The organism is Marinilactibacillus sp. XAAS-LB27 (assembly GCF_036039175.1).
Classification (GTDB): Bacteria; Bacillota; Bacilli; order Lactobacillales; family Carnobacteriaceae_A; genus Marinilactibacillus.
Window position 1 is genome coordinate 348,288 of record NZ_JAYXKP010000001.1, and the last position, 25,724, is coordinate 374,011.

Sequence of the window (25,724 nt, forward strand, 5' to 3'; positions counted from 1 at the left end):
ACTTACTCTCAAAGTCAGCAAGGTGAAGGAGGTCTTTCAATTTGACTAGTAAACTGAAAAAGTCTATTAAAGAAGTGATTCAAAATAAAGAAATTGTGATCATCCTTACATTTATATGGATTATCTTTTTTGAGTCCTTTTCTATTCTTACGATAAGTGCCGGCTTGCTCGTATCTTCAATCATTATTCTCTTCACTGATCAGTTCCTTTTAAAAGGGAATTATGAATTCGATTATTTGATCGGTTTAGGAACGCTGATTCATTTTATCTTACAACTTATCTTAGAAATCTTTATTGCAGGTATGCGGGTTATTCCAAATATTTTGAAAGGCCAAGGAGAAGCACAGATAATCACTTGTGAGACTATTCTTAAAGAAGAGTTACTCATTGATCTTCTAGCCAATGCCATCACCTTGACTCCTGGTACGGTTACGATCGATAAAAAAGGCAGTAGCTTAAAAATTTTAGTATTGAATCCACCTGAAAAAGATGAGGATTTAAGAAGCATTATTCCACTTGAAATTGAAAAAATATTGATGAAGTATGAAGAAAAGGCTTCTCGAAAAAATTCCAGTTCAAACAACAAGAAAGGAGAACCCAATGACATTTGATTCGGTTATTATGCTGATCGTTTTATTGTTATCGATCTTAGGACTCATTCGTGTACTACTTGGTCCTACAATTTGGGACAGAATGCTTGGCTTTTCAGTGTTTTCGTCAAAAATCATCATAATGGCTGTGCTCATTGGGGTGATTATTCGTCGTACATATATTATAGATGTCGCAATCATCTATGGCGTTTTAGGCTTTATCGGAACAATTATGATTGCGAGGACGATAGAGAGAAGAGGGGATATTTAATGGGAATAGCACTTGAATGGGTCGGGAATACTCTGATGGTCATTGGTGTAATTTTCATGGCTTTGGGTGTATTTGGAATTTATAGATTTAATGATTTCTTTTTGCGAATATTGATTACAGCAAAAGTCGATACGGTTGGCTTCATAACCGTCATGTTTGGTCTGATGATTAAAAACGGGTTCAGCATTTTTAGTGGAAAGATCCTTGTAGTACTCGTCATGTATCTGATAACAAACCCTTTAGCGACACATGCCGTTACTCGTTCTGCTCATTTGAGCGGTTATAGAATAAAGAAAGAGAGAATGTAGATGATCGAACCTATATTAATGTGCATACTACTAGTCTTAGCTTGTATATCCGTACTCTCAGATAACTTAAGAAGATCCATCGTATTTCTAGGTGCCTTTTCCTTGACCATGGCTTTGACCTATCTTTATTATAATGCACCAGACGTAGCCTTGGCAGAGGCTGCCATAGGCGTCGGTTTGTCAACCATTATGTACCTGGTAGCCCTCAAAAAAATAGCCGTCTATTCTATTATTTACATCGACGAACATGCTGACCAAATAAATGATGATCAAATAAACAGTATCTCAAATACCATTATCAAGCCTTTGGAACTTTTTCTTGAAAGAACAGAAGAAATTGAACCACAAATTGCTTATTCTAATCATTCCCTTGAGTCTATTATAGAAGAAGATCACCACGACTTTATTATCTATAAAAAAGACCATCTGACATATTTTTATGGAAAAGCATCAGACCTTATTTTTCAAGATATCATTGCAAACATGAATGAAACCATTGATAACATAGAAGAAATCAGAGTCGTTTTCAGGGACGAGGTGCTGTCAGATGATGCAATCGAATAAAACACTTCGCATAGTTAGAGTTCTTTTTGCTTTAGTCGGTGCTATGGTCGTTATTTTTACGTTTTCTAGTTACTCTGTGAAGCTCGATACGCCGTTGATGGATTATTTAACAGCTGACTTTTATGCTCAAACTGGGGCACAAAATGCCGTCGGGGCGATTTATTTGAATTACAGGGTGTTTGATACGCTTTTCGAAGCATTGATGCTTGTCGTGTCCGTAATTGAAGTCATTAATGTCTCATGGTCAAACATTCATTCAGAAAAATATCAGTACGAAGAAAATAATCTTCAAAAGAAAAACAATTCAGAAATTATTACACGTATGATGGGAATGATTTATCCATTTGTACTATTGATTGGTTTATACACCATTATAAATGGTCACGTATCTCCAGGCGGAGGATTTCAAGGAGGGGCGATTTTAGCGACTGCGTTGATTACTCGTTATCTAGTATACCCAAATTTTGATTTGAACTTAGATATCCTTGAACGACTAGAGAAGCTTTTGTTCTTTTGTATTCTTTTACTGCCTATCTTATACATTTTTATGGAATTAGGACCATCTGATAGTATCTTGATGGACCAAATCTATCTGATTACGTTGAATTTACTAATAGGGTTTAAGGTATTTTCTGGATTAAGTATTATTTTTTACCGATTTGTTTTTTACGAAAACCAATAACGGCTTATTTATAGAACAGAATCTTGCTAAAGAAAGAAGTTGAAAGATTTGGAGTTTATCAATGGAGAGATTGTCGGTATCTTATTATTCTTCATAGGCTTATATGGACTGATGACAAAAAAATCTATTGCAAAAACCATTATGTCCATGTCAATCATGGAGTCAGGTGTCTTTTTGTTTTTTATCACCATTAATTATTCAACCAATAGTGTTCCTCCGATTGGTCAGGCTCAAGAAGCCTCTTTTGCGGATCCTGTTCCTTCAGCACTCATGATAACGGCGATTGTTATTGGTATCGGTGTTACAGCGATTGGCTTAACGATGTTTATGCATTATAAGCAAAAACATGGTATCACGCATTGGACTAGAAAACGAGCGCAGCAAGGAAGTGACCATTGATGTTATATAGTTTAGTATTAGCACCGATTATTTTTGGGCTATTGGCTTATGTAGTAAATAAAAAGATTGCTACAGTATTGTTACTAGTATTCCAGTTTCTTTTTGGACTTTACGCGTTCTATGTATTTTTTACAGTGAATAGCTCTGGGGCTTTACTGTGGAACGCTGGGGGATATCCAGATGGGGTTGCACTCAGTCTCTATGCTGATCCAATTTCTAGTGTAATGGTCTTGTTTACAGCTATTTTTTACTTTGCCTTTTTAGTTTATGCCATTAGACAAACGTATTTTAAACCACTGTTTTATTTTATGTTTATGGTATTAGAAGGCTTGATGATGGGGTTATTCCTTTCCAGTGACTTGTTCAATATTTTCGTCTTTTTGGAAGTCTCAACCGTTGTTGTTTCTATACTAATTATGATCAATAAAGAAAAACAGGCGATTTATGACGGTATGATATACTTTTTTGTCAATGTAATTGGAACAGCTTTTTTACTATTTGGCATCGCCATGATTTATAGGACTTTTGGTATGTTAGATATTCGAATGATCCAAGAAGCGATGAGTCAAATCGAAGATCCTAAATCAGTCATTTTACCTTACGCTTTTATGATGACTACTGTATCGCTAAAAACAGCCGTAACGCCCTTATTCAGCTGGCTTCCAAAAGCACATGGGACACCGAGTGCACCACCTGTCGTTTCAGCTATATTATCTGGTCTTTACATAAAAAGCGGCGTCTATTTGTTTATACGCTTCTCAAATATGTATGCTTCAGCTATCGATATGCACGAATTCTTTTTCTGGATCGGTTTTATTACGTCAACGGTTGGATTTGTGATGGCACTAGGGCAGCATGATATCAAATTAATTCTCGCTTATCACACCGTTTCTCAAGTTGGGTTGATTATGATGGGGCTGAACATGGCTTCAGAGATTGCGTTTTGGGGAGCAGTCTATCATATCTTCAATCATGCTATTTTTAAATCGACATTATTTTTAACTGCTGGATTGATTTACGATGAGTATGATACCCGAGATGTCTATCAGATCAGAGGGTTGTTCAAACGAATGCCTCTGGTCGCTATCGCTACAGCTTTAGCCATGTTAGGCATTACTGGAGCTCCATTTTTTAATGGTAGCATCTCAAAGTATATGATTGCTCACGGTACGTATGATTACTCAACAACGATTCTACTCAATATTGTCAATCTGGGAACGACCATGTCTTTTATTAAGTATGCTACGATGCTGTTTGGTAAAAATCCTAAAGAGGGGCGCGCAAAAATTGATATTTTCGCTTTGTCTGCCTCTTTATTTATGGGTGTTGCTTCATTAATCACTGGTATATTTGGAGAACGGTTATCTGAATTCCTCTTTAATTTTGAAGTCCATGTCAATCCTGAAGAGTACATTCAAAAAGGAATCGTATACGTTTTAATGATCATTGCCGGTATCGGATTTTATAATGGGATTATCAAGCACGGAGGTATCCTAACGAGAATTGGGCATCTTGAATTGACCTTTAATGCGACGATAACCGCTATGGTCGGTTATTTCATTTTACTCGTTGTGTACTTGAACTTTCTGTACTAATTCAAATCAAGTCTGCTACTGGGTCATTTGTCTAGTAGTGGACTTTTTATAATTAAATGACTTCTTTTGGTGAATACGGAAAATACTTATTACCAAAACAGTAAAGTTCCTCTTCTAAACGGAACTTAACTAGGTGGAAATGAAAGCGTTATTAACATATGATAAGGCTATCAAGAAAAACAAAAGGAAAGGAGGAACAAAACATGAAGAAAATATTACTAGCTTGTTCTTCGGGAATGTCTACAAGTTTACTTGTAACAAAAATGGAAGAAGAAGCAGCAAAACGTGGAGAAGAAGTGAAAATCTGGGCAGTTGCTCAAGATAAAGCTGAACACGACATGGAAGAAGCAGATGTATTACTGATTGGACCACAAATGCGTTTCATGAAAAAGAAATTTGCAGTTACTGCTGAAAAAGTAGGGATTCCATTAGACGTTATTGATCCAGTAGCATATGGTAGAGTTGATGGTGCTGCTGTACTGAACAAAGCTTTCGACTTGATCGAACAAGGATAATGATAGAAACAGGAGGAACAATATGAATAAATTTATGAGTGTATTAGAAGATATTCTTTTACCCATTGCCGATAAGCTTAACAATAACCGTTACTTAACAGCTTTACGTAACGGTTTTATGGTAGCGTTACCGTTGATCATTTTTGGATCAATTTTCGTTGTTATTGCTAACTTGCCGTTCTTAGACAGACTTATTGGTGAAGAAGCTTACGCAACTTATCAAAATGCATTAGGACCAGCATCAGCTGCAACGCTGAGTATAATGGGCCTATTCGTTATCATCGGTATTGGTTTCAAAATGGTGGAACAGCGCGGAGGAGAAGCCATCTATGGTGGAGTCGTTGCTTTAGCATCATTTTTAGTGCTAACACCTCAAATTTTAGAAGAAACAGCTGGAGTTATTCCAACTTCTGCATTAGGAGCAGAAGGAATGTTTTTAGGTATCTTTACAGCATTTATTTCCGCTGAATTATATCAGTTGTTTGTTCGTAAAAATCTTACGATTAAAATGCCGGCTGGGGTTCCAGATGCGGTTTCAAGATCATTTAGTGCCTTGATTCCCATTACTTTAACATTATCAATCTTTTTACTCATCCGTATTGCCTTTAGTTTCACAGCATTTGAAACGGTTCAGAACTTCATATATACTTTAATTCAACAACCGCTTACAGCACTCGGTAGTGGGCTACCCGCAACCATCATTGCTGTACTATTGATCCAAGTATTTTGGTTCTTTGGATTACACGGACAAATCATTATCAACTCTGTATTTGATCCAATTTGGTATTCATTAAATGAGCAAAACCTTTCTGCATTCCAAGCAGGCGAACCATTACCAAATATTGTAACAAAACAATTTATGGATACCTTTATTGTAGGTATTGGTGGTTCTGGTATGACTTTAGCTGTTATCGCTGCAATCTTTGTAGTAACAAAAAGTCGTCAGCTTCGAGAACTAGGTAAACTAGGTGGACCTGCTGGAATCTTTAATGTTAATGAGCCCGTTATTTTCGGTCTTCCAATCATTATGAATCCACTTGTCATTATCCCTTGGTTACTTGCACCCGTTATTGTAGCAATCGTAACGTATTTTGCTATGGATCTAGGTTTTGCACCTAAACCAGCCGGACTAATTGTCCCTTGGACTACACCAGCCTTGCTGAGTGGTTATCTCGCTACAGGTAATAATATTATGGGCGCTGTTATGCAACTGATCAATATGGCTATCGTGTTCGTAATCTGGTTACCTTTCCTTAAAGTGCTAGACAACCAGTATTACCGTGAAGAACAAAGTGTTCAAGCTACTGCGTAAATAATTTTTTAATAGAAAATTGCATAAAGGAAAACGGATGTCTTAGACATTCGCTTTCCTTTTAGTTTTATGGAGGTCAATAAGATGGATCCAATGACAGAGGTTGCGTTTCAAATTATCTTGTTTGCAGGTAATGGTAAATCAAGCGCAATGGAAGCTATACAGGAAGCAAAAGAAGGCAACTTTGAAGAAGCAGACAAGAAGTTGAAAGAAGCCGGTGAAGAATTAGGAAAAGCACATCAACACCAAACGACTTTGCTTCAAAACGAAGCACGTGGAGAACAACAGCAACTAAATATTATCTTAGTACACTCGCAAGATCATTTAATGACGGCCATGACCGTTCGTGATTTAGCTACTGAAATCGTTGAAATTTATAGAACAAGATAAGGAGAATATCGATATGTCATTAGATTATCAATTTCCAGAAAACTTCTGGTGGGGGAGTGCCGCTTCTTCAACACAAACAGAAGGTGGAGAAAACGGAACAAAAGGCAAGAATATCTGGGACAAATGGTACGAAGAAGAACCTAACCGCTTTTTTGAGAATGTCGGCCCTGAAGTGACTTCTGATTTTTATCATCGCTTCAAAGAAGATATTGCAAACATGAAAAAAATTCATCATAATAGTTTTAGACTATCCATTTCATGGGCGAGACTCATCCCTGGTGGACGAGGTGAGGTAAATCCTGAAGCAGTAGAATTTTACTCTCAAGTCATTGATGAACTGATCGATAATGACGTCGAACCTTTTGTGAATTTGTTCCATTTCGATATGCCTTTAGAACTCCAAGAAATTGGTGGTTGGGAAAATCGAGAAGTCATTGAAGCTTATGCTGAATATGCGGACAAAGCTTTTGAGTTATTTGGCGATCGTGTAAAAAAATGGTTTACATTTAATGAGCCTGTTGTTCCTGTAGAAGGCGGCTACTTATACGATTTTCATTATCCTAATATCGTAGATGCAAAAAAAGCTGTTCAAGTTGGATACAATACAATGATTGCTCACGCTAGAGCCGTGAAACTTTACCATGAAAAATATGACGGTCAAATCGGAATCGTTTTGAATTTAACGCCTTCTTATCCAAGAAGTCAAAATCCGGCAGATTTAAAAGCTTCTCACTACTGTGACTTGTTCTTTAATCGAAGCTTTTTAGACCCAGCTGTTAAAGGTGAGTATCCTCAAGATTTGATTGATCTACTTTCAGAGTACGGTCAGTTACCTGAAAAAGAAGAAGGAGACAAATCCTTACTTAAAGAAAATATAGTGGATTTACTAGGCGTGAATTACTATCAGCCTAGAAGGGTCAAAGCTAGAGATACTCAACCGCATCCAGATAGTCCATTTATGCCAGACTGGTTCTTTGACTATTATGAAATGCCTGGTAGAAAAATGAATATTTATCGTGGATGGGAAATTTACGAAAAAGGCATCTATGATATTATGATCAACTTAAAAGAAAATTACGGTAATATCGAATCCTTTATTTCTGAAAACGGGATGGGCGTTCAAGATGAGGAAAGGTTCCTTGTAGATGGGCGCATCGAAGATGACTACAGAATTGATTTTATAAAAGAACATTTGAAATGGTTGCATCGATCAATCGAAGAAGGCTGTAATGTAAAAGGGTATCATCTATGGACATTCATGGATAACTGGTCTTGGATGAATGCCTACAAAAACCGCTATGGTTTCTATTCTGTTGATCTAAAAACACAGAAAAGAACGGCTAAAAAAAGCGCCTCTTGGTATGCTGAAGTGTCTGAGAAGAATGGTTTTAACCAATAAAATTAAATTGAAGAAATGATAAGCGTAGTGATTAAGACTTACTGCGCTTTTATCATGCTAAGATATCAAGAGAGACCTATTATCGACTATTTCTAAAGAAAGGAGAACATTGATGCGAAGAAGACAGCTTAAAATCTTAAAAGAATTGTCATCCGCTCATCAACCAGTGACCAGTGATCAACTTGCTTCGCTGATTGAAGTCTCTTCTCGTACAATTAGAAAAGATATAAAAGCATTGAATGATGAACTAGAACAATCTGGTGCTTATATCTATGCTCTAAAAGGAAAGGGGTTTGAACTCGTAGTCAAAGATAAGCGTCTCTTTGACCAGTATGTTCAGGAATTAGATCCTACCTTTAATCAAAATCTGGATCTTCCAGATACGCCAATTGAGCGAATCAAATACCTTTTAAATCTTATCCTTCGAAACAATGAACCGATAAAATTGGATGATCTTAGTGAACAGATTCATGTCAGTCGTTCAACGCTACAAGCAGATCTCAAATCGATTAGGCCCTTGCTGGAAAGATATTCGCTTACCGTGATTAGTCGTCCGAACTATGGTTTGATTTTGCAAGGAACGGAACTGAATAGACGGTTTGCTATCTCAGAGTATCTCTATGATCACCGAGAAATCGGGCCTAATTTAATTCAATTAAAGCAAGTCAGCGCTATTGCTGAAATGAATGAAACGACATTGAACGATATTTGGATCATTCTTTTGTACCAGATCGAAGTCAATAAAATTGTCCTTTCAGATATTGCTTTAAACAATCTTTTTGTACACATTGTGATTGCCTATAAACGGATCAAAGAAGGATATAGTGTTAATCTCATTAAACAAGAACTAGCAGATATACAAACCCAGAAAGAATATGAAGTCGCTCAGAAAATTATTATGCAAATTCAAGAAGTGCTGGGTGTGTCATTTCCAGAAATTGAAATCGCTTATATTGCAATTCATTTGCTTGGGACTAAACTAGTGAATACGTCTCTGACTTTAGACGGCTCAAACGACCAAGTAGTGAATCCTGAAATTCTGCAATTAGTAGAAGATATTCTTAAACGTATTCAAAAAGAATTGAGTTTACAGCTTACTCAAGACCGAGAACTTAAAATCAGCTTGGCTTTGCACTTGAAGCCAGCCATCAATCGGTATAAATACAATATGAATATTCGTAACCCTATGCTTGAAGATATAAAATCACATTATCCGTTGGCCTTTGAAGCGGGGATTACAGCGGCTACTGTTATAAATCAGACATTATCCGTTGAAATCGACGAAAATGAAGTCGCTTATATTGCCTTACATCTTGGAGCAGCGATAGAAAGAGTAAAAGAAAATCTTTCTTTGAAAAAATGTTATATTGTCTGTGCATCTGGCATAGGCAGTTCCAAGTTGATCCAGTACAAATTGAAATCGGAATTTCGTTCAGAGATTGAAGTTTTGGGAACAACTGAACTCTATCGTTTAAAAGAAATTCCTTACCCGGACATTGATTTTATTATCAGTGCCGTTCCAATCAACGAGCCTTTACCTGTTCCAGTACTTGAAGTCAATGCGATCTTAAGCCAGGTAGATCTCAATAATATTAAGCAATTTATAAAGAGTGATCACTCTAATCCTTTGACGTTTATCGACGAAGAGCACACTTTTTTGAATCAATCTTTTCGTTCAAAAGAAGAGATTTTCTTATTTTTGATGGACCAATTAAAAGAAAAGCACGCTCTATCAGAAGACTATATTGAACAGTTGGAAAAGCGAGAAGAAATCGTACCAACTGCCTATGGTAATTATGTATCGATTCCACATCCAATCACGCCTCAGACAAGTACAACATTTTTGACATTCTGCACATTGAAACAACCGATTCAATGGGGAGAACGAAAAGTTCAGTTTGTCTGTTTGTTAAATGTTGAAAAAGACAGTTTGGAAGACTTACAACGTTTATATGACGTATTAGGTAAAATCGTCAATACACCTTCAATCGTGAGCAAACTGTTGCAGTGTGAAACTTATGCTGAATTTATCGAAACCATTCAAATAAATACGTGAAGAAACGTTCATTCGTTTAAAGATACTTTTTCGGAAGTATCTTTTTTTAGTTCACGATTCAAAGTACCTGACCTTACATTAGCGCTATTACTGGATTGAATGTTTATTTTTATTCATTATTCCAGTATACTATAGGTATATAAACAAAAGAAAGGAGTGAAGAAGTTTGACAAAAGAATTGATTCAACACGTTGAAAATCGTTTTGGTATTACATTTCAAGATAAAGAACTTCTTATTGAAGCATTTACTCATTCATCCTATGCGAATGATCATCGAGAGTTAACATTAAAAAACTTGGAACGTCTAGAATTTTTAGGAGACGCTGTACTTGAATTGACCGTTTCTGAATATTTATATAATAAATTTCCAGAGCTTCCTGAAGGACAATTGACTCGTATGCGTGCAGCCATCGTCAGAGCTGAAAGTCTGGCTATGCTGGCAAAAGAGTGTGAACTTGCTCAATTTCTTCGTTTAGGAAAAGGCGAAGAACTCATGAATGGTAGAAAACGTCCATCATTATTATGCGACGTATTTGAAGCCTTTGTTGGTGCAATTTTTATTGACCAAGGTATGAGCATTGTCATGGGTTTTTTGGAAAAAGTATTATTTCCTAAAATAGATTCTGGTGCTTTCTCTCATGGGATGGATCACAAAACGGCCTTGCAAGAACTACTTCAAAAAAATGGTGTGGTTACTATCGTATATCAGGTTATCGAAGAAATCGGACCAGATCATGACCGTCAATTTGTAGTAGAAGTATTTGTAGAGGGCGATTCTTTAGGGTCAGGTAAAGGGCGTTCTAAAAAAGGTGCAGAACAAGAAGCTGCACGAGTCGCATTGATGACACTAGAGAAAAAACAGTAAGAACCAAATCAGACCAGTGAGTTCAACGTTCTCATATCGTTAGCAAGGAGAGGAAACATCTGTGCAATTAAAAAAACTGGAACTGAAAGGATTTAAGTCGTTTGCTGATAAAACGACCCTGGACTTCAATGATGGTGTAACAGCTGTTGTTGGTCCAAATGGTAGTGGAAAAAGTAATATCATAGAAGCGATTCGCTGGGTAATGGGAGAACAATCTGCCAAGAACCTCCGTGGTGGACGCATGCACGATATCATTTTTTCTGGAACCGATTCAAGAAAATCTATAAACATTGCAGAAGTCACCTTGGTTTTAGATAACCAAGATGGCTTTCTTCCTGTGGATTTTGAAGAAGTCAGTGTGACTAGACGCATTAATAGAAATGGTGAAAGTGACTATTTCTTAAACAAGCAACCTTGTCGTCTTAAAGATATCGTCGATCTTTTCATGGATTCTGGACTTGGTAAAGAATCTTTTTCAATCATTTCTCAAGGACAAGTAGAAGCCATCTTCAACAGTAAAGCTGAAGACCGTCGCTCCATTTTTGAAGAAGCTGCAGGTGTCTTAAAGTATAAACTGCGTAAACAAACAGCAGAAAGAAAGCTCGAAGATACTCAGGACAATCTTGATAGGGTACAAGACATTTTATATGAGTTAGATACTCAAGTTGAGCCTTTAAAAGCTCAAAGTGATCTTGCGCATTCTTTTTTAGAACAAAAAGAAGAATTGACGGGTATTGATATTGGATTGTCGGTTTTGAAAATCAAACAACTGCAAAATTCTATGGAGACCGATCAAGTTTTATTAGATCAATTAACTCAAGAGCTAACTGAATTGACTACAGCAGTCGATAAGGACCATCAAGAGGCTCAAAAACTAAAAATCAGACAAAGTCAACTTGAGCAAGAACGTGAACAGATTCAAAACCAGTTACTTCAAACAGTTCAATCTATTGAGCGAACAGAATCTGCTTTGAATCTTCATGCTGAAAAAGAGAAACACAAAGAAGCCTTCCTTGATGAAAAGAAAGCCTCTATTCGTAACCTCGAAAAACAACTTAATACGGTTACAACCTCCTATGACAGAGTAACTAAAGAGCTTGCAGCATTTAATAAAAAAGCTGCCGAATGGTCTTCTCGGATCAAAGGAAAACAAGCTCAAAAAAATCGTCTCGAAGGTAATCGGGAAGAAGCCATTGAAGTCTTGCGAGCGACTTATATCGACTTGATGCAAGAACAAACAACGCTTAAAAATGAACAAACTTATCTTGAACGTGAGATACAACAACAATCTGTTTCAAAAGAAAAAGTGGCACGTAATGCTTTAAAAACCACTCAGGAGTTAGAGGAACTTGAAGCACAAGTTAAACTGAAATCTGAACGTCATGCTATTTTAAAAAAAGAAGTTGATGAACTTTTAACAACCTTTCAAAAGACTAAAACAACAATTGAGCAGTTAACGCCTGCAATAGAAAATAAAGAATCACGGTTAAATGACACTCAAAGTAAACTTCAACAGGCAATCGCCAAACGAACGAGTTTGCTAGAGATGCAGGAAAATTACGCCGGTTACTTTGCCGGTGTCAAAGCCGTTATGAAGCATCGATCTCGACTGGAGGGAATTGTTGGTACGGTAGCAGATTTAATTGAGGTGCCTAAGCCTTACTTGGAAGCTATTGATACGGTTCTTTCTTCTTCAAGCCAGTTTGTCGTTGTAGAAAATGAAAAAGCAGGAAGACAAGCGATTCAGCACTTGAAAGCTACTCGTTCAGGTAGAGCTACCTTCCTACCCATTACAACGATTCAGTCTCGGTTAATCCGGTCTGATGTAAAACAAGCAGCTAGTGAAATTGAAGGGTTCGTGGGTATCGCCAGTGACTTAATTCAATACGAGAGCCATGTTTCTAATATACTAGAAAATCTTCTTGGGAATACCATTGTAGCGGAAACCTTAGATGCCGCAAATGCGATAGCTAGAACCGTCAATTACCGTTACCGCGTAGTCAGTCTTCAGGGTGACATGATGAATGCTGGTGGTTCCATGACCGGTGGTGGTGGAAAACGTTCTTCTAATTCTCATCTGTTTTCTCAGAAAAAAGAATTAAAAGAATTGGAAATCTTTATCGACGAAACAGAAAAAACGGTTGAACTTAGAAGACAAGAATTGACTAAAGATAAAGAACAGCGTAAAAAACTTTCAAATGAAATTGAAGAGGTTCGCTCAGCGGGGGAAGAAAAACGCGTTGATGAGCGTCAATTGCAAAATGAACTAAATTCCGTTGAAGAAAAACGAACAAGGCTAAGCAGAGAGCATCAAGCATTGACTTACGAGTCCAATCAAGCTGAAAAAGAACTTACCGAAAATCAGAAACGATTAGAAGACATTGCGACCAGTCGCAAACAGATTGATGAGCAAATGACCTCTCAAAAACGGGAGATGAATGAACTATCTGCTGAAAGAGAAGATATTGAAGCACAGAAAATAACCTTGCAAGAAGATCTTGAATCCCTTCAAGAACATCTGCATACCGTAAATGAGCAACAAGCAGCCATAAAAGCTGAGGTTGCTCACTTCAAAAATCAAAAAGAACAATTAGAAGAAAATATTCAAGTACTTTATGCTGACTTGAAAGCTTATGAGTCAGGTGAATCACTTGGTTCAAGAGAAGAATTAAAAAAACAACTGACAGATCATCGCTCAAAACTTGAACAGTTGAGAGAAAAAGAACAAGTCCTTAAGAAAGAAGCTAATCGCCTTGAAACAGAGAAGACTCAAGTCGAAAGTCGGTTAACTGCCAGACAAGCGGATAAGCAAGAATTAAGTGATCGTAAGACGAAAGTTGAAATTAATTTATCTAGAGTGGATGTTTCTCTCGACCATTTACTGAACTATCTTTCAGAAGAATATGGATTGAGCTATGAAGAAGCACGATTAGAACAACCTTTAGCCCTATCAGAAGAAGACGCGCAGAAAAAAGTCAAACTCCTGAAAAAAGGTATAGAGGAACTGGGGCCAGTCAATGTCGCTGCTATTGAAGAATATGAGCGAGTATTTGAACGATTCACTTTCCTCAGTGCGCAACAAAAAGATTTACTGGAAGCTAAAGCGAGTCTGTACGACACAATGGATCAAATGGATACAGAAGTTTCTAGAAGATTTGAAGAAACCTTCAATCTAATCAAAGCTCAATTTGCCATTGTCTTTCCACAGATGTTCGGCGGAGGTAAGGCAGAACTAAGACTGACTGACCCAGAAAATTTACTAGCTTCAGGCGTTGAGATCGTCGCTCAGCCACCTGGTAAAAACTTGCAATCCTTAAGTTTATTGTCCGGTGGAGAACGTGCGTTGACTGCTATTTCACTTCTTTTTGCGATTATACAAGTCCGACCCATCCCATTTTGTATTCTGGATGAAGCAGAAGCGGCACTTGATGAAGCTAACGTATCCAGATTTGGGAAATATCTAAAAAACTTTTCAATCGACACTCAATTTATTGTTATTACCCACCGAAAAGGAACTATGGAAGAAGCGGACAGTCTTTATGGCGTAACCATGAGAGAAAAAGGCGTTTCTAAGCTCGTTTCCGTTAGAATGAAAGACATAGAAGAGATTGAGGGTGTTTCTCCTTAAAGCATTCAGGAGAAACTTTCATTACAATCCCTACTTGAATGAGCTAAGTAAACGACAAGAAGGAGTTTTACTGTGAGTATTAAACTTGTAGCACTAGACTTAGATGGAACCTTACTAACAAAAGATAAAGAAGTTTCAGCGGAAAATAGAACCGCTATACAACGAGCTAAAGAAGCTGGTGTAAAAGTTGTCTTATGCACTGGACGACCCCTTAAAGCGATTTTGCATATTCTGAAAGATTGTAACCTACTTGAAGAAGGCGACTTGGGTATCACCTATAACGGTGGCCTCATTCAATGGACTGCGACCGGAGAAAGTCTTAGTCAGATTACTATGGATAAAGAATCTGTTCTTGATGTTTACGCATTAAGTCAAGAATTAGCTGTTCCTTGTAATTTTATCGATTTAAACACCGTTTACGAACCAGCATACCCTACAGGAAAAGAATCTCTTTATCCTATGATTATGAATATTTTACCTTTTGAGCCGATTAATGTGGCTTCTTTACCAGAGAAAACGGCTATAAATAAAATAATTTTCTGTTGGCATCAAGAAGAACTGGATCAAGCAATTAGTCAGATTCCAACACATTACCATGATCGCTACACCATCATGAAGTCTCGTCCAAATCTTTTGGAAATTTTACCGAAAACCGTTGATAAAGGAAAAGGGCTTGCCTTGCTAGCAGATAAACTGAATTTAGATGTCAGTGAAATCATGGCCATTGGTGATCAGGAAAATGATTTAGCAATGATTCAGTACGCCGGAATCGGAGTCGCAATGGACAATGCTACAGACGAAGTTAAAGCGCAAGCTGATATCATCACAAAATCAAATGATGAACATGGTGTTGCTTATGCTATAGATCAATATGTGTTAAACTAGGTAAGATAAAAACTGAAACGGTCATCTGATCACAATCATTAGCAGAAAGTTGGGAAAAATATGGGATTGTTTGATAAAATCAAATCTGCTTTTACAAATACTGAAAAAACGGATATACAACCCGAGACAACAGAACCAGTCGAAGAAGCTCCAGCACCCGTTGCTGAACCCGAGCGTGTAGAACAAAAGGAAACAGAACAGTATGAAAAAGGCCTTCAGAAATCTCGTCGTTCATTCACTAGACGTCTGAATGAATTACTGGCTAATTTCAGATATGAAGATGAAGAGTTTTTTGAAGAATTAGAAGATTTACTCATTGAGTCAGATGTTGGTTTTGAAGCAACGATGTATATCTCTGAAACACTTCGTCATGAATCTAAAGTTCAAAACGTTAGAAGCATGCAAGACGCTGAACGCGTAATCGTTCAAACAATGGTTGATTTATACGGAGAAACCAATCCTGACCATCACGTGTTTAATGATAATCCTGATGGCTTGACCGTCGTTTTATTTGTAGGTGTCAATGGCGTTGGAAAAACAACCACAATTGCTAAAATGGCACACCAGTATATCGATAATGGTAAAAAAGTCGTCTTGGCAGCTGGAGATACTTTCAGAGCGGGCGCAATCGAACAATTACGCGTATGGGGTGACCGAGTAGGGGCACAAGTCGTTTCTACGAAACAAGGTGGCGATCCGGCGGCTGTAGTTTATGATGGCATTACTCAAGCAAGAGAACATGGAGCAGATGTTTTACTGATTGATACTGCCGGTCGACTACAAAATAAAAAGAACTTGATGAATGAACTCGAAAAAATGAAACGAGTAATCAGTCGTGAAATTCCAGATGCACCGCACGAAACATTGCTTGTACTAGATGCAACAACTGGACAGAACGCATTGAACCAAGCAAAAACTTTCAAAGAAACAACTGATGTTACTGGGATTGTTTTGACTAAGATGGATGGTACAGCTAAAGGTGGTATCGTTCTAGCAATTGGTAAAGAACTAAATATCCCTGTGAAATTTGTCGGTCTCGGTGAGACGATGGATGACTTGCACGCTTTCGATTCAGAGAAGTTTGCAATCGGCTTATTCAAGGAATTGATTCAACAGACTGCTTAAAGGAGCCTTATTATGGAACTAGAAAAGACACTTCAGATGAATACACTGTTCAGTTTCTACGGGCCACTACTGACGAAAAAACAACAGGAATATATGCAACTATATTATGGTGAAGATTATTCTCTTGGAGAAATTGCTGAAGACTTTGAAATTAGTAGACAAGCGGTCTATGATAATGTCAGAAGGTCCGAAACGATTCTGTTGGATTATGAAGCGAAGCTACATCTAGTTGAAGATTTCGACTATAAACAGCGTGTGCTAGATGAAGCGCGCACTTATGCACTAGAAACATACCCAAATGATTCAACCTTACTGGAACTATTACAAGAGGTAAGCTATGAACCAAAACGAGAGGGGAAATAACCTGAATGGCCTTTGAAGGATTAACTGGACGTTTACAAGATGCATTTTCTGGTCTACGTAAAAAAGGAAAAATTACAGAAGCTGATGTAAAAGATGCTATGCGCGAAGTGCGCCTGGCCTTACTGGAAGCCGATGTAAACTACAAAGTCGTACGTGATTTTGTTAAAACGGTTAGAGAAAAAGCAATTGGTGAAGAAGTTTTAGAAAGTATCAATGGTGGTCAGCAAGTTGTAAAAATCGTTAACGATGAATTGACTCACTTGATGGGTGATACGCAAGAAAAGATTATTTTTGCGGATCGTGGACCAACGGTTTATATGATGACTGGTCTCCAAGGTGCTGGTAAGACTACTACAGCTGGTAAACTAGCAAATTATCTTCGTAAAAACGAAAATAAAAAGCCAATGATGGTTGCTGCCGATATTTATCGTCCTGCAGCGATTGATCAACTACAAACGGTTGGTAGAGATTTGAATATCCCCGTATTCAGCATGGGCGATCAAGTAAGTCCAGTTGAGATTGCGGAAAAAGGAATCCAAGAAGCGATTGATACAAATCGCGATGTTGTTATCATCGATACAGCGGGTCGTCTACATATAGACGAAACACTGATGGATGAACTGGAAAACGTTAAGACGGCCGTGAATCCACATGAAATCTTTTTAGTTGTAGATGCCATGACTGGTCAAGATGCTGTCAACGTTGCAAATACCTTTAATGATCGTTTGGATATCACCAGTGTGATCCTTACAAAACTTGATGGAGATACACGTGGTGGTGCTGCACTTTCCATACGTTCCGTAACACAAAAACCGATTAAATTTACGGGTACCGGAGAACGTTTGGATGCACTTGAACCATTCCATCCAGATCGTATGGCTAACCGAATTCTTGGCATGGGCGATATCTTAACTTTAGTTGAGCGTGCTCAACAAGAAGTAGATGAAACGCGTGCCGAAGAAATGGCTGAGAAGATGCGTGAAAACACGTATGATTTCAACGATTTCATTGAACAAATGGATCAGATGCAGAACATGGGTCCCATTGAAGATCTAATCAAAATGATTCCTGGAGTAAACCAAATCCCAGGTATGGATCAATTTGAAATGGATCCCAAAGATATGGCACATATGAAAGCAATCGTGATGTCTATGACACCTGAGGAACGTCAAGATCCAGATATCCTTTCTCAAAAACGTAGAAGAAGAATCGCTGCTGGTTCAGCTAGAAATATTGCTGAAGTCAATCGTATGATCAAACAGTTCAAACAATCCAAAGATATGATGAGCAAGATGTCTAATGGAAATATGAATGGCATGGAAAATCTTTTCGGTGGCGGAATTAAAGGTAAGCTAGGTAAGATGGCAATGAATAAAGCTTCAAAAAACATGGCTAAAAAGAAAAAGAAAAAAATCAGACGCAAAAAATAATGTAGCGAAAAGCACATCTATTTGCATGCATCATTACCCGAAAACGAGACTCTCAAAAAAGAGTATGTTGTTTTCGGGTTGTTTTTTTGGTCTTTTGATAGACTTTTTTAGATGAGTTTAAGTTAAGTAGTGACCAGAATAGTTAAGAAAAACGTTGTTATACCAACATTTATTCGCTGAATCATGGTATAATAGTAAAGTAGAAAGTTGAGACGGTGGCTATCTTGGAAGGTGGTGGTGCTTATGAAAATAGGTACTGAGATCTTAGAAAGGAAAAGCCTTTTTGTCCGTAGCTGAAGCATTACAGCTCATGATTGGTTTTGGAAGTCTCTTGATTTCCATTATTAGTCTTGTAGTTGTTTTGATAAAGCTAAATAATGACAAAAAAAAATAACCGTCTTTAACTTTAGCCAGTTAACGGTTATTTTTTAACTTATTACTGCTACCGTCTTAACGGTTCTACAGAAGAGGGCATGTTACTAGCATGTCCTCTTTTTCTATCTAAATTATACCACAAAAGAAATCTTATATACAAAATTAAATGACTATTATCTTTAAAACGATTAAGAGTATCTTCGTAAAAACACTTTTTTATTAAATACAAATTTGCTTAAGATCTCTATCAATCAGAACTTTATATAAAAGTACTTTTTTAAGAAATCCAAATTTGTTCATCTTCTACATACCTGATCAATTTTTCTAGTTCTTCATTGCTTGCAACTCTTTCATTTGAAAAGAGTTGCGCTAAGGTAGTAGAGTTAACGCCCATTTCCTGACTCAGTTCTTCTGTTGTTAAATTTCTAGAAGTTTGAATCTCTTCTAATCTAGTCATATAGACAATCGTTTCAATTTCTCTATCTGCTATTTGGTCCTCAATTCCGTGCTCTGACATCAAGATTTGCTTAATAGAAAAAATGTCTAAAAATTTCCCGATACCTTTTGCAAGTAACTGAACTTGCCTCATAATATAGTCTTGATCTTCAATACTCATTGGGTGAGCTCCTCTTATTTTAAAATTTAGGAAGATAAAATCAATCTGTAAAGAAAAAACACTTTACAAGCTTTTATAACCATGATATGATAGGACTCGTGAGATTGAGAGAAGGCACGATAGAGAGTTTGTACTCGAAATCGATGCTGGATTCTACAGGAGGTGCAAGTTAAACATGGCAGTAAAAATTCGTATGAAACGTATGGGTTCTAAAAGAAAACCTTTTTACCGTTTAGTTGTTGCGGATTCTCGCGCTCCACGTGATGGTCGTATTATTGAAGCAGTTGGTACTTACAACCCAGTTTCAACACCGGCTGAAGTTAAAGTGGACGAAGAACTCGTTTTAAAATGGTTACGTGATGGTGCTAAACCATCTGATACAGTTAAAAATCTTCTTTCTAAAGAAGGAATTATCAAAAAATTCCACGACGAGAAAAGAAGTAAATAAGTAACGACTTGATCTTACCTGGGTAATTTTACTCAGGTAAGTGATCCTACATAAAAGAGGATGGTACTATGACTGATCAAAAAATGAGAGATTTGATTTTTACGATTGTCAATCCGTTAGTCAGTCATCCTGATGAAGTCAAACTTGACTTGCAAGATACCGATGAGTTTCATGAGTACTTATTATCGGTTCATCCTGATGATGTCGGTCGTGTGATTGGAAAGAAAGGGCGTATTGCTAAGGCGATTCGTGCTATTGTCTACAGTATCCAATTTGACGGACCAAAACGTGTGCGTTTAACCATTGTAGATTAACTAGACAATCTATTATTGTGTGCTGAGTAATTAAAGACGTTAGTTTCAACAATCCATGTAAGATTATTTGAAGGTTCATAGTGAATGGGGATGCCTCTGAGGAGAACATCTCCATTTTGTTGTATTATATAATAAATGACTGTATAGGAGAAGGATAATGGAATTTTATGACGTAGGTAAAGTGGTCAACACACATGGTTTGAAGGGCGAGGTACGTGTTCTCTCGGTCACAAGCAATCCAGCAGATCGATATTACGTTGGCGCGCCACTAATCTGGTTCAAAGACGGAGAACAGATTGAATTGACTGTTCGTTCTCATCGCGTACACAAAAACTTTGACCTTGTTGCATTTGAAGATTATCCTTCAATCAATGAAGTCGAGCGTTTTATCGGCGGGGTTCTTAGAGTCGGAGATGATCAACTTTTAGAGCTTGAAGATAATGAATTCTACTTGCACGAAATCATCGGCTGTACCGTCGTAGATGAGTCTGGAGATATCCTCGGTAAGATTAAAGATGTTTTATCTACCGGAGCAAATGATGTGTGGGTCGTTCAAAGACCAAATAAAAAAGATTTATTACTCCCTTACATTGAACCGGTCATCCTTGAAGTCGATATTGAGGATCAACGTGTAACGGTTCATGTAATGGAAGGATTAGACGAATGAAAATAGATGTTGTTACCTTGTTTCCAGAAATGTTTGATGGTCCTTTAAATCACTCTATTATGAAGAGGGCCATTGATAAGAATCTTTTAGAAGTCCACAAAGTGAACTTTCGTCGATTTGGGAACGGTAAACACCAACATGTAGATGATACCCCTTATGGTGGTGGAGCAGGCATGCTGTTGAAACCCGAACCCATTTTTCAGTCAATTGAAGAAATCGAAAAAAGAGAACCGTTAACAACTAAAAGAATTATCTTGATGGACCCGGCTGGAAAGCCTTTTGATCAGTCAATGGCAGAAGAGTTTTCAAAAGAAGAGCATCTTGTATTCATCTGTGGTCATTATGAAGGGTATGACGAACGAATTCGTAGTCTAGTGACGGATGAAGTGTCGTTAGGTGATTATGTCTTGACAGGCGGGGAATTGGCTTCTATGGTCATGATGGACGCTGCTGTCAGGTTAATTCCTGGTGTACTGGGCAATGAAGTATCAGCTGAAACAGATTCTCATTCCAGTGGATTACTTGAACATCCGCATTATACCCGTCCTGCGGAATATAAAGGAATGGGTGTCCCTCAGGTATTGATGAATGGAAACCATAAACTCATCGAAGAATGGCGTCACAAGGAATCTTTAAAGCGCACTTATCAAAGAAGACCTGATATGCTGGAAAAGAGAACGTTGACGAATCAAGAAAAACAATGGATTGAAGAGTGGAATAAAGAAACGACTTCTCAAGAAAAAGTAGAATAAATTTGAGAAATCAAGTAAAAAACCTTTACACTGTTTCGATAGTATGATAAAGTTAATAGCTGAGTGGGGAACCACTTTATCTGACAATATTCCGCTGGGACTAGCTCCTAAGAGTATTGCGCGAAAGGAGTAGTTAAAATGAATCCATTAATTCAAGATATCACTAAAGAACAACTACGTAGCGATCTTCCTGACTTCCGTCCTGGAGATACTGTTCGTGTTCACGCACGTATCGTAGAGGGTACTCGTGAGCGTATCCAGATTTTTGAAGGCGTCGTGATTGGTCGTCGTGGTCAAGGTATCAGCGAAATGTACACTGTTCGTAAAGTATCGAACGGAGTAGGCGTTGAGCGTACTTTCCCATTACATTCACCTCGTGTTGCAGAAATCGAAGTGACTCGTCAAGGACGCGTACGTCGTGCTAAATTGTACTACCTACGTAACTTACGTGGTAAAGCTGCACGTATCCAAGAACGTTCTCGTCGTTAATCACCATGAGATAGTAAAAAGCCTGTTTTCTCCAGTAGGAGTCGACAGGCTTTTTTTAGTATAAAACTAATGGAGGTCGCTTATGCACCAGTACATACTATCCGAACAAGCAAAGATTTCAGTAGAAAGCTCTGGATCTGGAAAACCCCTCATGCTCTTACACGCAGGAATAGCTGATAAGCGAATGTGGCTTAACGAAGTCGACTATCTTTCTAAACAGTTTCAGGTCATCAATATTGATTTACCAGGTTTTGGAAAAAGTGATATCCTGGGTAAAGACATTGATTATACAGCTGTAATCAAATCCGTTATACATTACTTTCAGTTATCTGAAGTGACCATTCTGGCCGCCTCTTTTGGAGCCAAGATTGCGATTGACTATACCTTACTCTATCCCAAAGATGTCTTGAAGTTGGTGGTTGTATCGCCAGCTCTCAGTGGATGGAAGAATTCTGTAGAATTAGCCGATTATGAACAAAAAGAAGAGATCGTTGAAACAGTGAAGGAGAACATTGCATTAACGATTCAATTCTGGATAAGCAGAAATCTTCCTTCAGAGAATTTGAGAGCTACAACAACTGACCTTTTAACCGATATGCTGGAAAATATTTTAGCGAAAGAAACAGATCATGTAGAAGAAGTTAACTGCGTTGATAACAGCTTGCTACTGTTAAGCCAGCTAAATCTTCCTGTATTAATTATCAATGGAGCTAACGATGTTTCAGATTTTTTAGAAATAGGCGTGCATATGCAAAAATCCGTAGCAACTTCTGAACAAGTCGTGATTCCTTCGGCAACGCATCTTCCTAACTTGAATCATCCGGCTCTTTTTAAAGAAGTTCTGATCCGTTTCTTATCGGAAACTCAAAAGGTCTAGTACACGGTACTTTATTTTGGAATAACTAACTAATTTTCGAACTACTCTGTTCATAAAGTGCAATCTACGTTATAATAAAAGTGAGAATTTAATGATAGTATGAAATTAACTTATTGGAGGATTTTGATGAGCACAATTACTGAAAATTTCAAAGCACTGGCCGAAGAAAAACAGATCCAATTTAAAACAAAAGAGATTCCTGCACCGATTCGCAACAAAGAAGGCGAAACAACGGAGCAACAACAAATCTTATTCCAATCCGCATTACGCGTGACAAAAGATAAACCTGTTGGATGTGCAGTGATTATTCATGATGCACCTCTAGAGCGCGTTAACTATCAAATTACTTACAACAAAATTGGCTATGTAACAGATCGTAGCAAGTTACCAGATATTTTAACTGAATTAAATGAATTGAATGCGATGAAATCTGGATATTTCCGCTTCTTAGTTTCTGGTGATGGAGAAATCTTTATGCGCTTTTTAGGTATTACAGGTGAAGATGTCAATCCCGTTATGGACGTTTTTGTATTCGGTGGACGCATTTTACGTGCTTTGCTACCCGAATTAGAGAAAATGGACGGCGTTGACTTAACACCTAGAAAAGCGTAAGCAACATGTCAGATAAAGCATTATTTGAAGCTTCTATCGTTAATCAAGAGGGTGTAGACGGCGTAGCATATGTAGATGATCCGAAAGGACTCCGCGTAATCACATCGAGCCCGTTAAGTGATGCCCCAGGTACCAATCCAGAAGAATTGTTTGGCCTAGCGATTACAACTTGTCTGAACGCTACGATTCAATCTTTATTAAAGGCAAGAGGGGCAGATAACAAGAGTCAAGTAACGTGTACAGTACAACTGAAACGTGAAGCTGACGGTATTGGATTTTTCTTTGATGTAGCTATATTTGCATCTGTTGAGAATATGTCACTTGCTGATGCATCTAAACTGGTTGAATCTGCAGAAAAACGTTGTCCTGTTTCGAAATTGGTTCAAGGAGCCACAACGCTTAAGATTCAAACCATTGAGTATGATAATTGATTCAAAGCGATTAAATAAGACTCCACCAGATTGATTCTTAAAATCGACCTGGTGGAGTCTTTCTCTGTCATTTAGCACCCAAGCGTGCTAGCACCTTTATAAACATCATAAGATAAGTGAGTGAACGAAATGGGTAATGTGAATAAAGAAGACTTTTATTATGGCGCTTTTCTATCTAAATTAACAAAATCAGGAACAATTCCTATATTGATTCAAACGACAGAAGATGGCATTTTCTATCGATTGACTTCTCAAAATTCTGAAACTGAACAGATCGTTTTAATGAAATACCGATCAACACCAGATCATAATGGAAAAAAGGTGAAACGCTGGGATTTTTCGTTTACCAAGTTGGAAATCCAGCAGTTAAAACAGTACCACGAAAAAGGCATACAACACCTTACAGCGCTAATTTGTGGTGTGCATAGTCATTTACCTCAAAGTGAAATTGCTGTGCTGAACTTTGAAGAAACCATTGCTTGTATTGGGCTAACCTATACTTCAGGGGAGTCCCGTAGGATCACCGTTAGAGAAGAAAAGTATGCTCCTGGTTTAAAAGTTTATGGTACGAGTTTAGCAGACAAAGATTTTATACGAGTAGACAGAGACTTCCAGAGTCAATATCTACTCTGAACTTGATAAAAAATCAAAAAGGCATCAAAAACACCAGTTTAACTTCTGGTTTTTTGATGCCTAAACTTACAAGTCCAAATAACTAGCTACCCTTTATCTCTTCATCAACGAAACCATAGGGATTGTAAACAAGTTTAGGATTTTCTCGTGTTTGTTTACTCAAATCCTCACGTCCCATAACATTAAATAGTTCAATAGCTAAATCGTAACTTTCCTGACTTTCTTTTTCTTTATTTAGACCCTCTAAGCACATTCCTTTACGAACAAGAGCTGCACCGAAAGATAGAACCTTGTTATCACTTTTTGATTTAGTTACAAGCTGATCAGTATATTTTAGAGCTAACTCGTACTGTTCATGTGCAATAAGCAGGCAAGAAATATGAGATAGAAAGGACAGTCTTAAATCTTCAGCTTCTTTAAAGCAATAATATCTTTCTAATTCCTCTAAAGCTTTATCTGTCAATGATACCGCTGTTTCAAGTTCAAAGTAATATAAAATACCATTTAAAAGATGAAATTCCGAGAGATAGAATTTATCAAGATTTTTTAATCTATCCCAAGTGTTTTTTGCATATTGTTGAGCCTCAGCGAGACTATTCTTCTCAATTAAACAATAATAGGCATGAGCAATGTTCAGTACGTCTTCTGTCATATGATCATATCGTTTTTCAAGTAATTTATTAGCAGCATCTATTAAATCTTTAACATAAGAAATATCAGGAAACTGTTCCATTTCCTTAAACAGATATAAAACAGTATCTTTATCATTTAAACTATAATCGTTCAAAATAAATGAGTACTCGTCATGATGCATGTCCATGTAATCAAGAATAGCTAAAAATTTAACGACATTTGGATTGATTTCATCTTTCTCTAACTTAGTATAGTTTGATCTAGACATCGTACTGTCAGAAACTTCTTGTTGTGTGTATCCTTTATTTTCTCTAATATCCTTTAGTACCTTCCCTAAATGATAATACATATCACTCATCATAAAACCTCCTAATTTCCTGGGTAAAATAATAGCAATTATTAAGAAAGTGACAAATTGTTGTTAAAATACCTTACATAGAGACGGTAGTAAAAGACAGTTGGTATAGAGTGTAACGAAATGAACTTCGATATAAGGAGAG

The 25,724-nt window shown here is 37.4% G+C and carries 30 protein-coding genes; 28 read left to right on the forward strand and 2 right to left on the reverse strand.

Annotated features, from left to right (window positions below):
- The first annotated feature begins 41 nt into the window (after positions 1-41).
- The 19 genes from VXN63_RS01580 to VXN63_RS01670 all read left to right on the forward strand — a co-directional run bounded on the left by VXN63_RS01580 (position 42) and on the right by VXN63_RS01670 (position 18,771).
- Positions 42-611, forward strand: a complete 570-nt coding sequence (locus VXN63_RS01580; protein ID WP_327756220.1) for a Na+/H+ antiporter subunit E — start codon at positions 42-44, stop codon at positions 609-611.
- A complete protein-coding gene (locus VXN63_RS01585; protein WP_327756221.1) occupies positions 601-861 on the forward strand; it encodes a monovalent cation/H+ antiporter complex subunit F in 261 nt (86 codons plus the stop codon). The genes VXN63_RS01580 and VXN63_RS01585 overlap by 11 nt, the downstream gene beginning before the upstream one ends.
- Positions 861-1,169 (forward strand): monovalent cation/H(+) antiporter subunit G, encoded by a 309-nt coding sequence (gene mnhG / locus VXN63_RS01590; protein ID WP_327756222.1) that lies wholly within the window; start codon positions 861-863, stop codon positions 1,167-1,169. Before VXN63_RS01585 ends, mnhG begins: the two co-directional genes overlap by 1 nt.
- On the forward strand, positions 1,170-1,733 hold the full coding sequence (locus VXN63_RS01595) for a Na(+)/H(+) antiporter subunit B (protein WP_327756223.1): 564 nt from the start codon (positions 1,170-1,172) through the stop codon (positions 1,731-1,733). It abuts the gene before it with no gap.
- On the forward strand, positions 1,717-2,415 hold the full coding sequence (locus tag VXN63_RS01600) for an MnhB domain-containing protein (RefSeq protein WP_327756224.1): 699 nt from the start codon (positions 1,717-1,719) through the stop codon (positions 2,413-2,415). Before VXN63_RS01595 ends, VXN63_RS01600 begins: the two co-directional genes overlap by 17 nt.
- 48 nt (positions 2,416-2,463) lie before the next feature.
- Positions 2,464-2,814, forward strand: a complete 351-nt coding sequence (locus VXN63_RS01605) for a sodium:proton antiporter (protein ID WP_225743999.1) — start codon at positions 2,464-2,466, stop codon at positions 2,812-2,814.
- On the forward strand, positions 2,814-4,409 hold the full coding sequence (locus VXN63_RS01610; protein ID WP_327756225.1) for a complex I subunit 5 family protein: 1,596 nt from the start codon (positions 2,814-2,816) through the stop codon (positions 4,407-4,409). The genes VXN63_RS01605 and VXN63_RS01610 overlap by 1 nt, the downstream gene beginning before the upstream one ends.
- A 203-nt stretch (positions 4,410-4,612) precedes the next feature.
- Positions 4,613-4,924: a PTS sugar transporter subunit IIB gene (locus tag VXN63_RS01615; RefSeq protein ID WP_327756226.1), complete on the forward strand. Its 312-nt coding sequence runs from the start codon at positions 4,613-4,615 to the stop codon at positions 4,922-4,924.
- A 22-nt stretch (positions 4,925-4,946) separates the two neighbouring features.
- Positions 4,947-6,236, forward strand: a complete 1,290-nt coding sequence (gene celB, locus VXN63_RS01620) for a PTS cellobiose transporter subunit IIC (protein ID WP_327756227.1) — start codon at positions 4,947-4,949, stop codon at positions 6,234-6,236.
- An 84-nt stretch (positions 6,237-6,320) separates the two neighbouring features.
- On the forward strand, positions 6,321-6,626 hold the full coding sequence (locus VXN63_RS01625; protein ID WP_327756228.1) for a PTS lactose/cellobiose transporter subunit IIA: 306 nt from the start codon (positions 6,321-6,323) through the stop codon (positions 6,624-6,626).
- A 13-nt stretch (positions 6,627-6,639) separates the two neighbouring features.
- The gene (locus VXN63_RS01630) at positions 6,640-8,025 is read left to right on the forward strand and encodes a glycoside hydrolase family 1 protein (RefSeq protein WP_327756229.1); all 1,386 of its coding nucleotides are present in this window, start codon (positions 6,640-6,642) and stop codon (positions 8,023-8,025) included.
- 112 nt (positions 8,026-8,137) lie between these two features.
- On the forward strand, positions 8,138-10,081 hold the full coding sequence (locus VXN63_RS01635; protein ID WP_327756230.1) for a BglG family transcription antiterminator: 1,944 nt from the start codon (positions 8,138-8,140) through the stop codon (positions 10,079-10,081).
- 166 nt (positions 10,082-10,247) lie between these two features.
- On the forward strand, positions 10,248-10,946 hold the full coding sequence (rnc, locus tag VXN63_RS01640; protein WP_327756231.1) for a ribonuclease III: 699 nt from the start codon (positions 10,248-10,250) through the stop codon (positions 10,944-10,946).
- Between the two features lie 61 nt (positions 10,947-11,007).
- Positions 11,008-14,574, forward strand: coding sequence for a chromosome segregation protein SMC (gene smc / locus VXN63_RS01645; RefSeq protein WP_327756232.1), 3,567 nt, complete (start codon positions 11,008-11,010; stop codon positions 14,572-14,574).
- Between the two features lie 72 nt (positions 14,575-14,646).
- Positions 14,647-15,459, forward strand: coding sequence for a Cof-type HAD-IIB family hydrolase (locus VXN63_RS01650; RefSeq protein ID WP_327756233.1), 813 nt, complete (start codon positions 14,647-14,649; stop codon positions 15,457-15,459).
- Between the two features lie 60 nt (positions 15,460-15,519).
- A complete protein-coding gene (gene ftsY / locus VXN63_RS01655) occupies positions 15,520-16,584 on the forward strand; it encodes a signal recognition particle-docking protein FtsY (protein WP_327756234.1) in 1,065 nt (354 codons plus the stop codon).
- A gap of 12 nt (positions 16,585-16,596) precedes the next feature.
- Positions 16,597-16,947, forward strand: a complete 351-nt coding sequence (locus VXN63_RS01660) for a putative DNA-binding protein (RefSeq protein ID WP_327756235.1) — start codon at positions 16,597-16,599, stop codon at positions 16,945-16,947.
- 5 nt (positions 16,948-16,952) lie between these two features.
- Positions 16,953-18,377, forward strand: a complete 1,425-nt coding sequence (ffh, locus tag VXN63_RS01665) for a signal recognition particle protein (protein WP_327756236.1) — start codon at positions 16,953-16,955, stop codon at positions 18,375-18,377.
- 283 nt (positions 18,378-18,660) lie between these two features.
- Positions 18,661-18,771, forward strand: a complete 111-nt coding sequence (locus tag VXN63_RS01670; RefSeq protein ID WP_442915285.1) for a putative holin-like toxin — start codon at positions 18,661-18,663, stop codon at positions 18,769-18,771.
- 258 nt (positions 18,772-19,029) lie between these two features.
- Here the strand turns inward: VXN63_RS01670 and VXN63_RS01675 are convergent, their stop codons facing one another.
- Positions 19,030-19,368: a helix-turn-helix domain-containing protein gene (locus VXN63_RS01675; RefSeq protein ID WP_327756237.1), complete on the reverse strand. Its 339-nt coding sequence runs from the start codon at positions 19,366-19,368 to the stop codon at positions 19,030-19,032.
- A gap of 175 nt (positions 19,369-19,543) precedes the next feature.
- On the opposite strand from VXN63_RS01675, the gene rpsP reads away from it, so the two are divergent.
- The 9 genes from rpsP (at position 19,544) to VXN63_RS01720 (ending at position 24,591) form a co-directional block, all read left to right on the forward strand.
- On the forward strand, positions 19,544-19,816 hold the full coding sequence (gene rpsP / locus VXN63_RS01680; RefSeq protein ID WP_225744014.1) for a 30S ribosomal protein S16: 273 nt from the start codon (positions 19,544-19,546) through the stop codon (positions 19,814-19,816).
- Positions 19,817-19,884: 68 nt separating this feature from the next.
- Positions 19,885-20,130: a KH domain-containing protein gene (locus VXN63_RS01685; protein ID WP_225744015.1), complete on the forward strand. Its 246-nt coding sequence runs from the start codon at positions 19,885-19,887 to the stop codon at positions 20,128-20,130.
- A 154-nt stretch (positions 20,131-20,284) separates the two neighbouring features.
- On the forward strand, positions 20,285-20,797 hold the full coding sequence (gene rimM / locus VXN63_RS01690; RefSeq protein ID WP_327756621.1) for a ribosome maturation factor RimM: 513 nt from the start codon (positions 20,285-20,287) through the stop codon (positions 20,795-20,797).
- Complete coding sequence (gene trmD, locus VXN63_RS01695) at positions 20,794-21,549, forward strand: tRNA (guanosine(37)-N1)-methyltransferase TrmD (protein WP_327756238.1); 756 nt, start codon at positions 20,794-20,796, stop codon at positions 21,547-21,549. Before rimM ends, trmD begins: the two co-directional genes overlap by 4 nt.
- Positions 21,550-21,687: 138 nt before the next feature.
- A complete protein-coding gene (gene rplS, locus VXN63_RS01700; RefSeq protein ID WP_225744017.1) occupies positions 21,688-22,038 on the forward strand; it encodes a 50S ribosomal protein L19 in 351 nt (116 codons plus the stop codon).
- A gap of 82 nt (positions 22,039-22,120) precedes the next feature.
- The gene (locus tag VXN63_RS01705) at positions 22,121-22,915 is read left to right on the forward strand and encodes an alpha/beta fold hydrolase (protein ID WP_327756239.1); all 795 of its coding nucleotides are present in this window, start codon (positions 22,121-22,123) and stop codon (positions 22,913-22,915) included.
- Between the two features lie 126 nt (positions 22,916-23,041).
- A complete protein-coding gene (locus tag VXN63_RS01710; RefSeq protein ID WP_327756240.1) occupies positions 23,042-23,527 on the forward strand; it encodes a hypothetical protein in 486 nt (161 codons plus the stop codon).
- Between the two features lie 5 nt (positions 23,528-23,532).
- Positions 23,533-23,958 (forward strand): OsmC family protein, encoded by a 426-nt coding sequence (locus VXN63_RS01715; RefSeq protein ID WP_327756241.1) that lies wholly within the window; start codon positions 23,533-23,535, stop codon positions 23,956-23,958.
- 129 nt (positions 23,959-24,087) lie between these two features.
- Positions 24,088-24,591 (forward strand): hypothetical protein, encoded by a 504-nt coding sequence (locus tag VXN63_RS01720; RefSeq protein ID WP_327756242.1) that lies wholly within the window; start codon positions 24,088-24,090, stop codon positions 24,589-24,591.
- A gap of 82 nt (positions 24,592-24,673) precedes the next feature.
- Here VXN63_RS01720 and VXN63_RS01725 read toward each other — a convergent pair whose 3' ends face one another.
- Positions 24,674-25,582, reverse strand: coding sequence for a helix-turn-helix domain-containing protein (locus tag VXN63_RS01725; protein WP_327756243.1), 909 nt, complete (start codon positions 25,580-25,582; stop codon positions 24,674-24,676).
- Positions 25,583-25,724 lie beyond the last annotated feature (142 nt).

Bases quoted from the DNA above. Each gene is read 5' to 3' on its own strand.
- ffh (WP_327756236.1), top strand. From the start codon at position 16,953: ATGGCCTTTGAAGGATTAACTGGACGTTTACAAGATGCATTTTCTGGT.
- VXN63_RS01585 (WP_327756221.1), top strand. From the start codon at position 601: ATGACATTTGATTCGGTTATTATGCTGATCGTTTTATTGTTATCGATC.
- VXN63_RS01615 (WP_327756226.1), top strand. From the start codon at position 4,613: ATGAAGAAAATATTACTAGCTTGTTCTTCGGGAATGTCTACAAGTTTA.
- trmD (WP_327756238.1), top strand. From the start codon at position 20,794: ATGAAAATAGATGTTGTTACCTTGTTTCCAGAAATGTTTGATGGTCCT.
- VXN63_RS01710 (WP_327756240.1), top strand. From the start codon at position 23,042: ATGAGCACAATTACTGAAAATTTCAAAGCACTGGCCGAAGAAAAACAG.
- VXN63_RS01685 (WP_225744015.1), top strand. From the start codon at position 19,885: ATGACTGATCAAAAAATGAGAGATTTGATTTTTACGATTGTCAATCCG.
- VXN63_RS01625 (WP_327756228.1), top strand. From the start codon at position 6,321: ATGGATCCAATGACAGAGGTTGCGTTTCAAATTATCTTGTTTGCAGGT.
- VXN63_RS01675 (WP_327756237.1), bottom strand. From the start codon at position 19,368: ATGAGTATTGAAGATCAAGACTATATTATGAGGCAAGTTCAGTTACTT.
- celB (WP_327756227.1), top strand. From the start codon at position 4,947: ATGAATAAATTTATGAGTGTATTAGAAGATATTCTTTTACCCATTGCC.
- VXN63_RS01595 (WP_327756223.1), top strand. From the start codon at position 1,170: ATGATCGAACCTATATTAATGTGCATACTACTAGTCTTAGCTTGTATA.
- mnhG (WP_327756222.1), top strand. From the start codon at position 861: ATGGGAATAGCACTTGAATGGGTCGGGAATACTCTGATGGTCATTGGT.
- VXN63_RS01660 (WP_327756235.1), top strand. From the start codon at position 16,597: ATGGAACTAGAAAAGACACTTCAGATGAATACACTGTTCAGTTTCTAC.
- ftsY (WP_327756234.1), top strand. From the start codon at position 15,520: ATGGGATTGTTTGATAAAATCAAATCTGCTTTTACAAATACTGAAAAA.
- VXN63_RS01725 (WP_327756243.1), bottom strand. From the start codon at position 25,582: ATGAGTGATATGTATTATCATTTAGGGAAGGTACTAAAGGATATTAGA.
- VXN63_RS01610 (WP_327756225.1), top strand. From the start codon at position 2,814: ATGTTATATAGTTTAGTATTAGCACCGATTATTTTTGGGCTATTGGCT.
- VXN63_RS01720 (WP_327756242.1), top strand. From the start codon at position 24,088: ATGGGTAATGTGAATAAAGAAGACTTTTATTATGGCGCTTTTCTATCT.
- VXN63_RS01635 (WP_327756230.1), top strand. From the start codon at position 8,138: ATGCGAAGAAGACAGCTTAAAATCTTAAAAGAATTGTCATCCGCTCAT.
- VXN63_RS01705 (WP_327756239.1), top strand. From the start codon at position 22,121: ATGCACCAGTACATACTATCCGAACAAGCAAAGATTTCAGTAGAAAGC.
- VXN63_RS01600 (WP_327756224.1), top strand. From the start codon at position 1,717: ATGATGCAATCGAATAAAACACTTCGCATAGTTAGAGTTCTTTTTGCT.
- rplS (WP_225744017.1), top strand. From the start codon at position 21,688: ATGAATCCATTAATTCAAGATATCACTAAAGAACAACTACGTAGCGAT.
- VXN63_RS01715 (WP_327756241.1), top strand. From the start codon at position 23,533: ATGTCAGATAAAGCATTATTTGAAGCTTCTATCGTTAATCAAGAGGGT.
- VXN63_RS01630 (WP_327756229.1), top strand. From the start codon at position 6,640: ATGTCATTAGATTATCAATTTCCAGAAAACTTCTGGTGGGGGAGTGCC.
- rpsP (WP_225744014.1), top strand. From the start codon at position 19,544: ATGGCAGTAAAAATTCGTATGAAACGTATGGGTTCTAAAAGAAAACCT.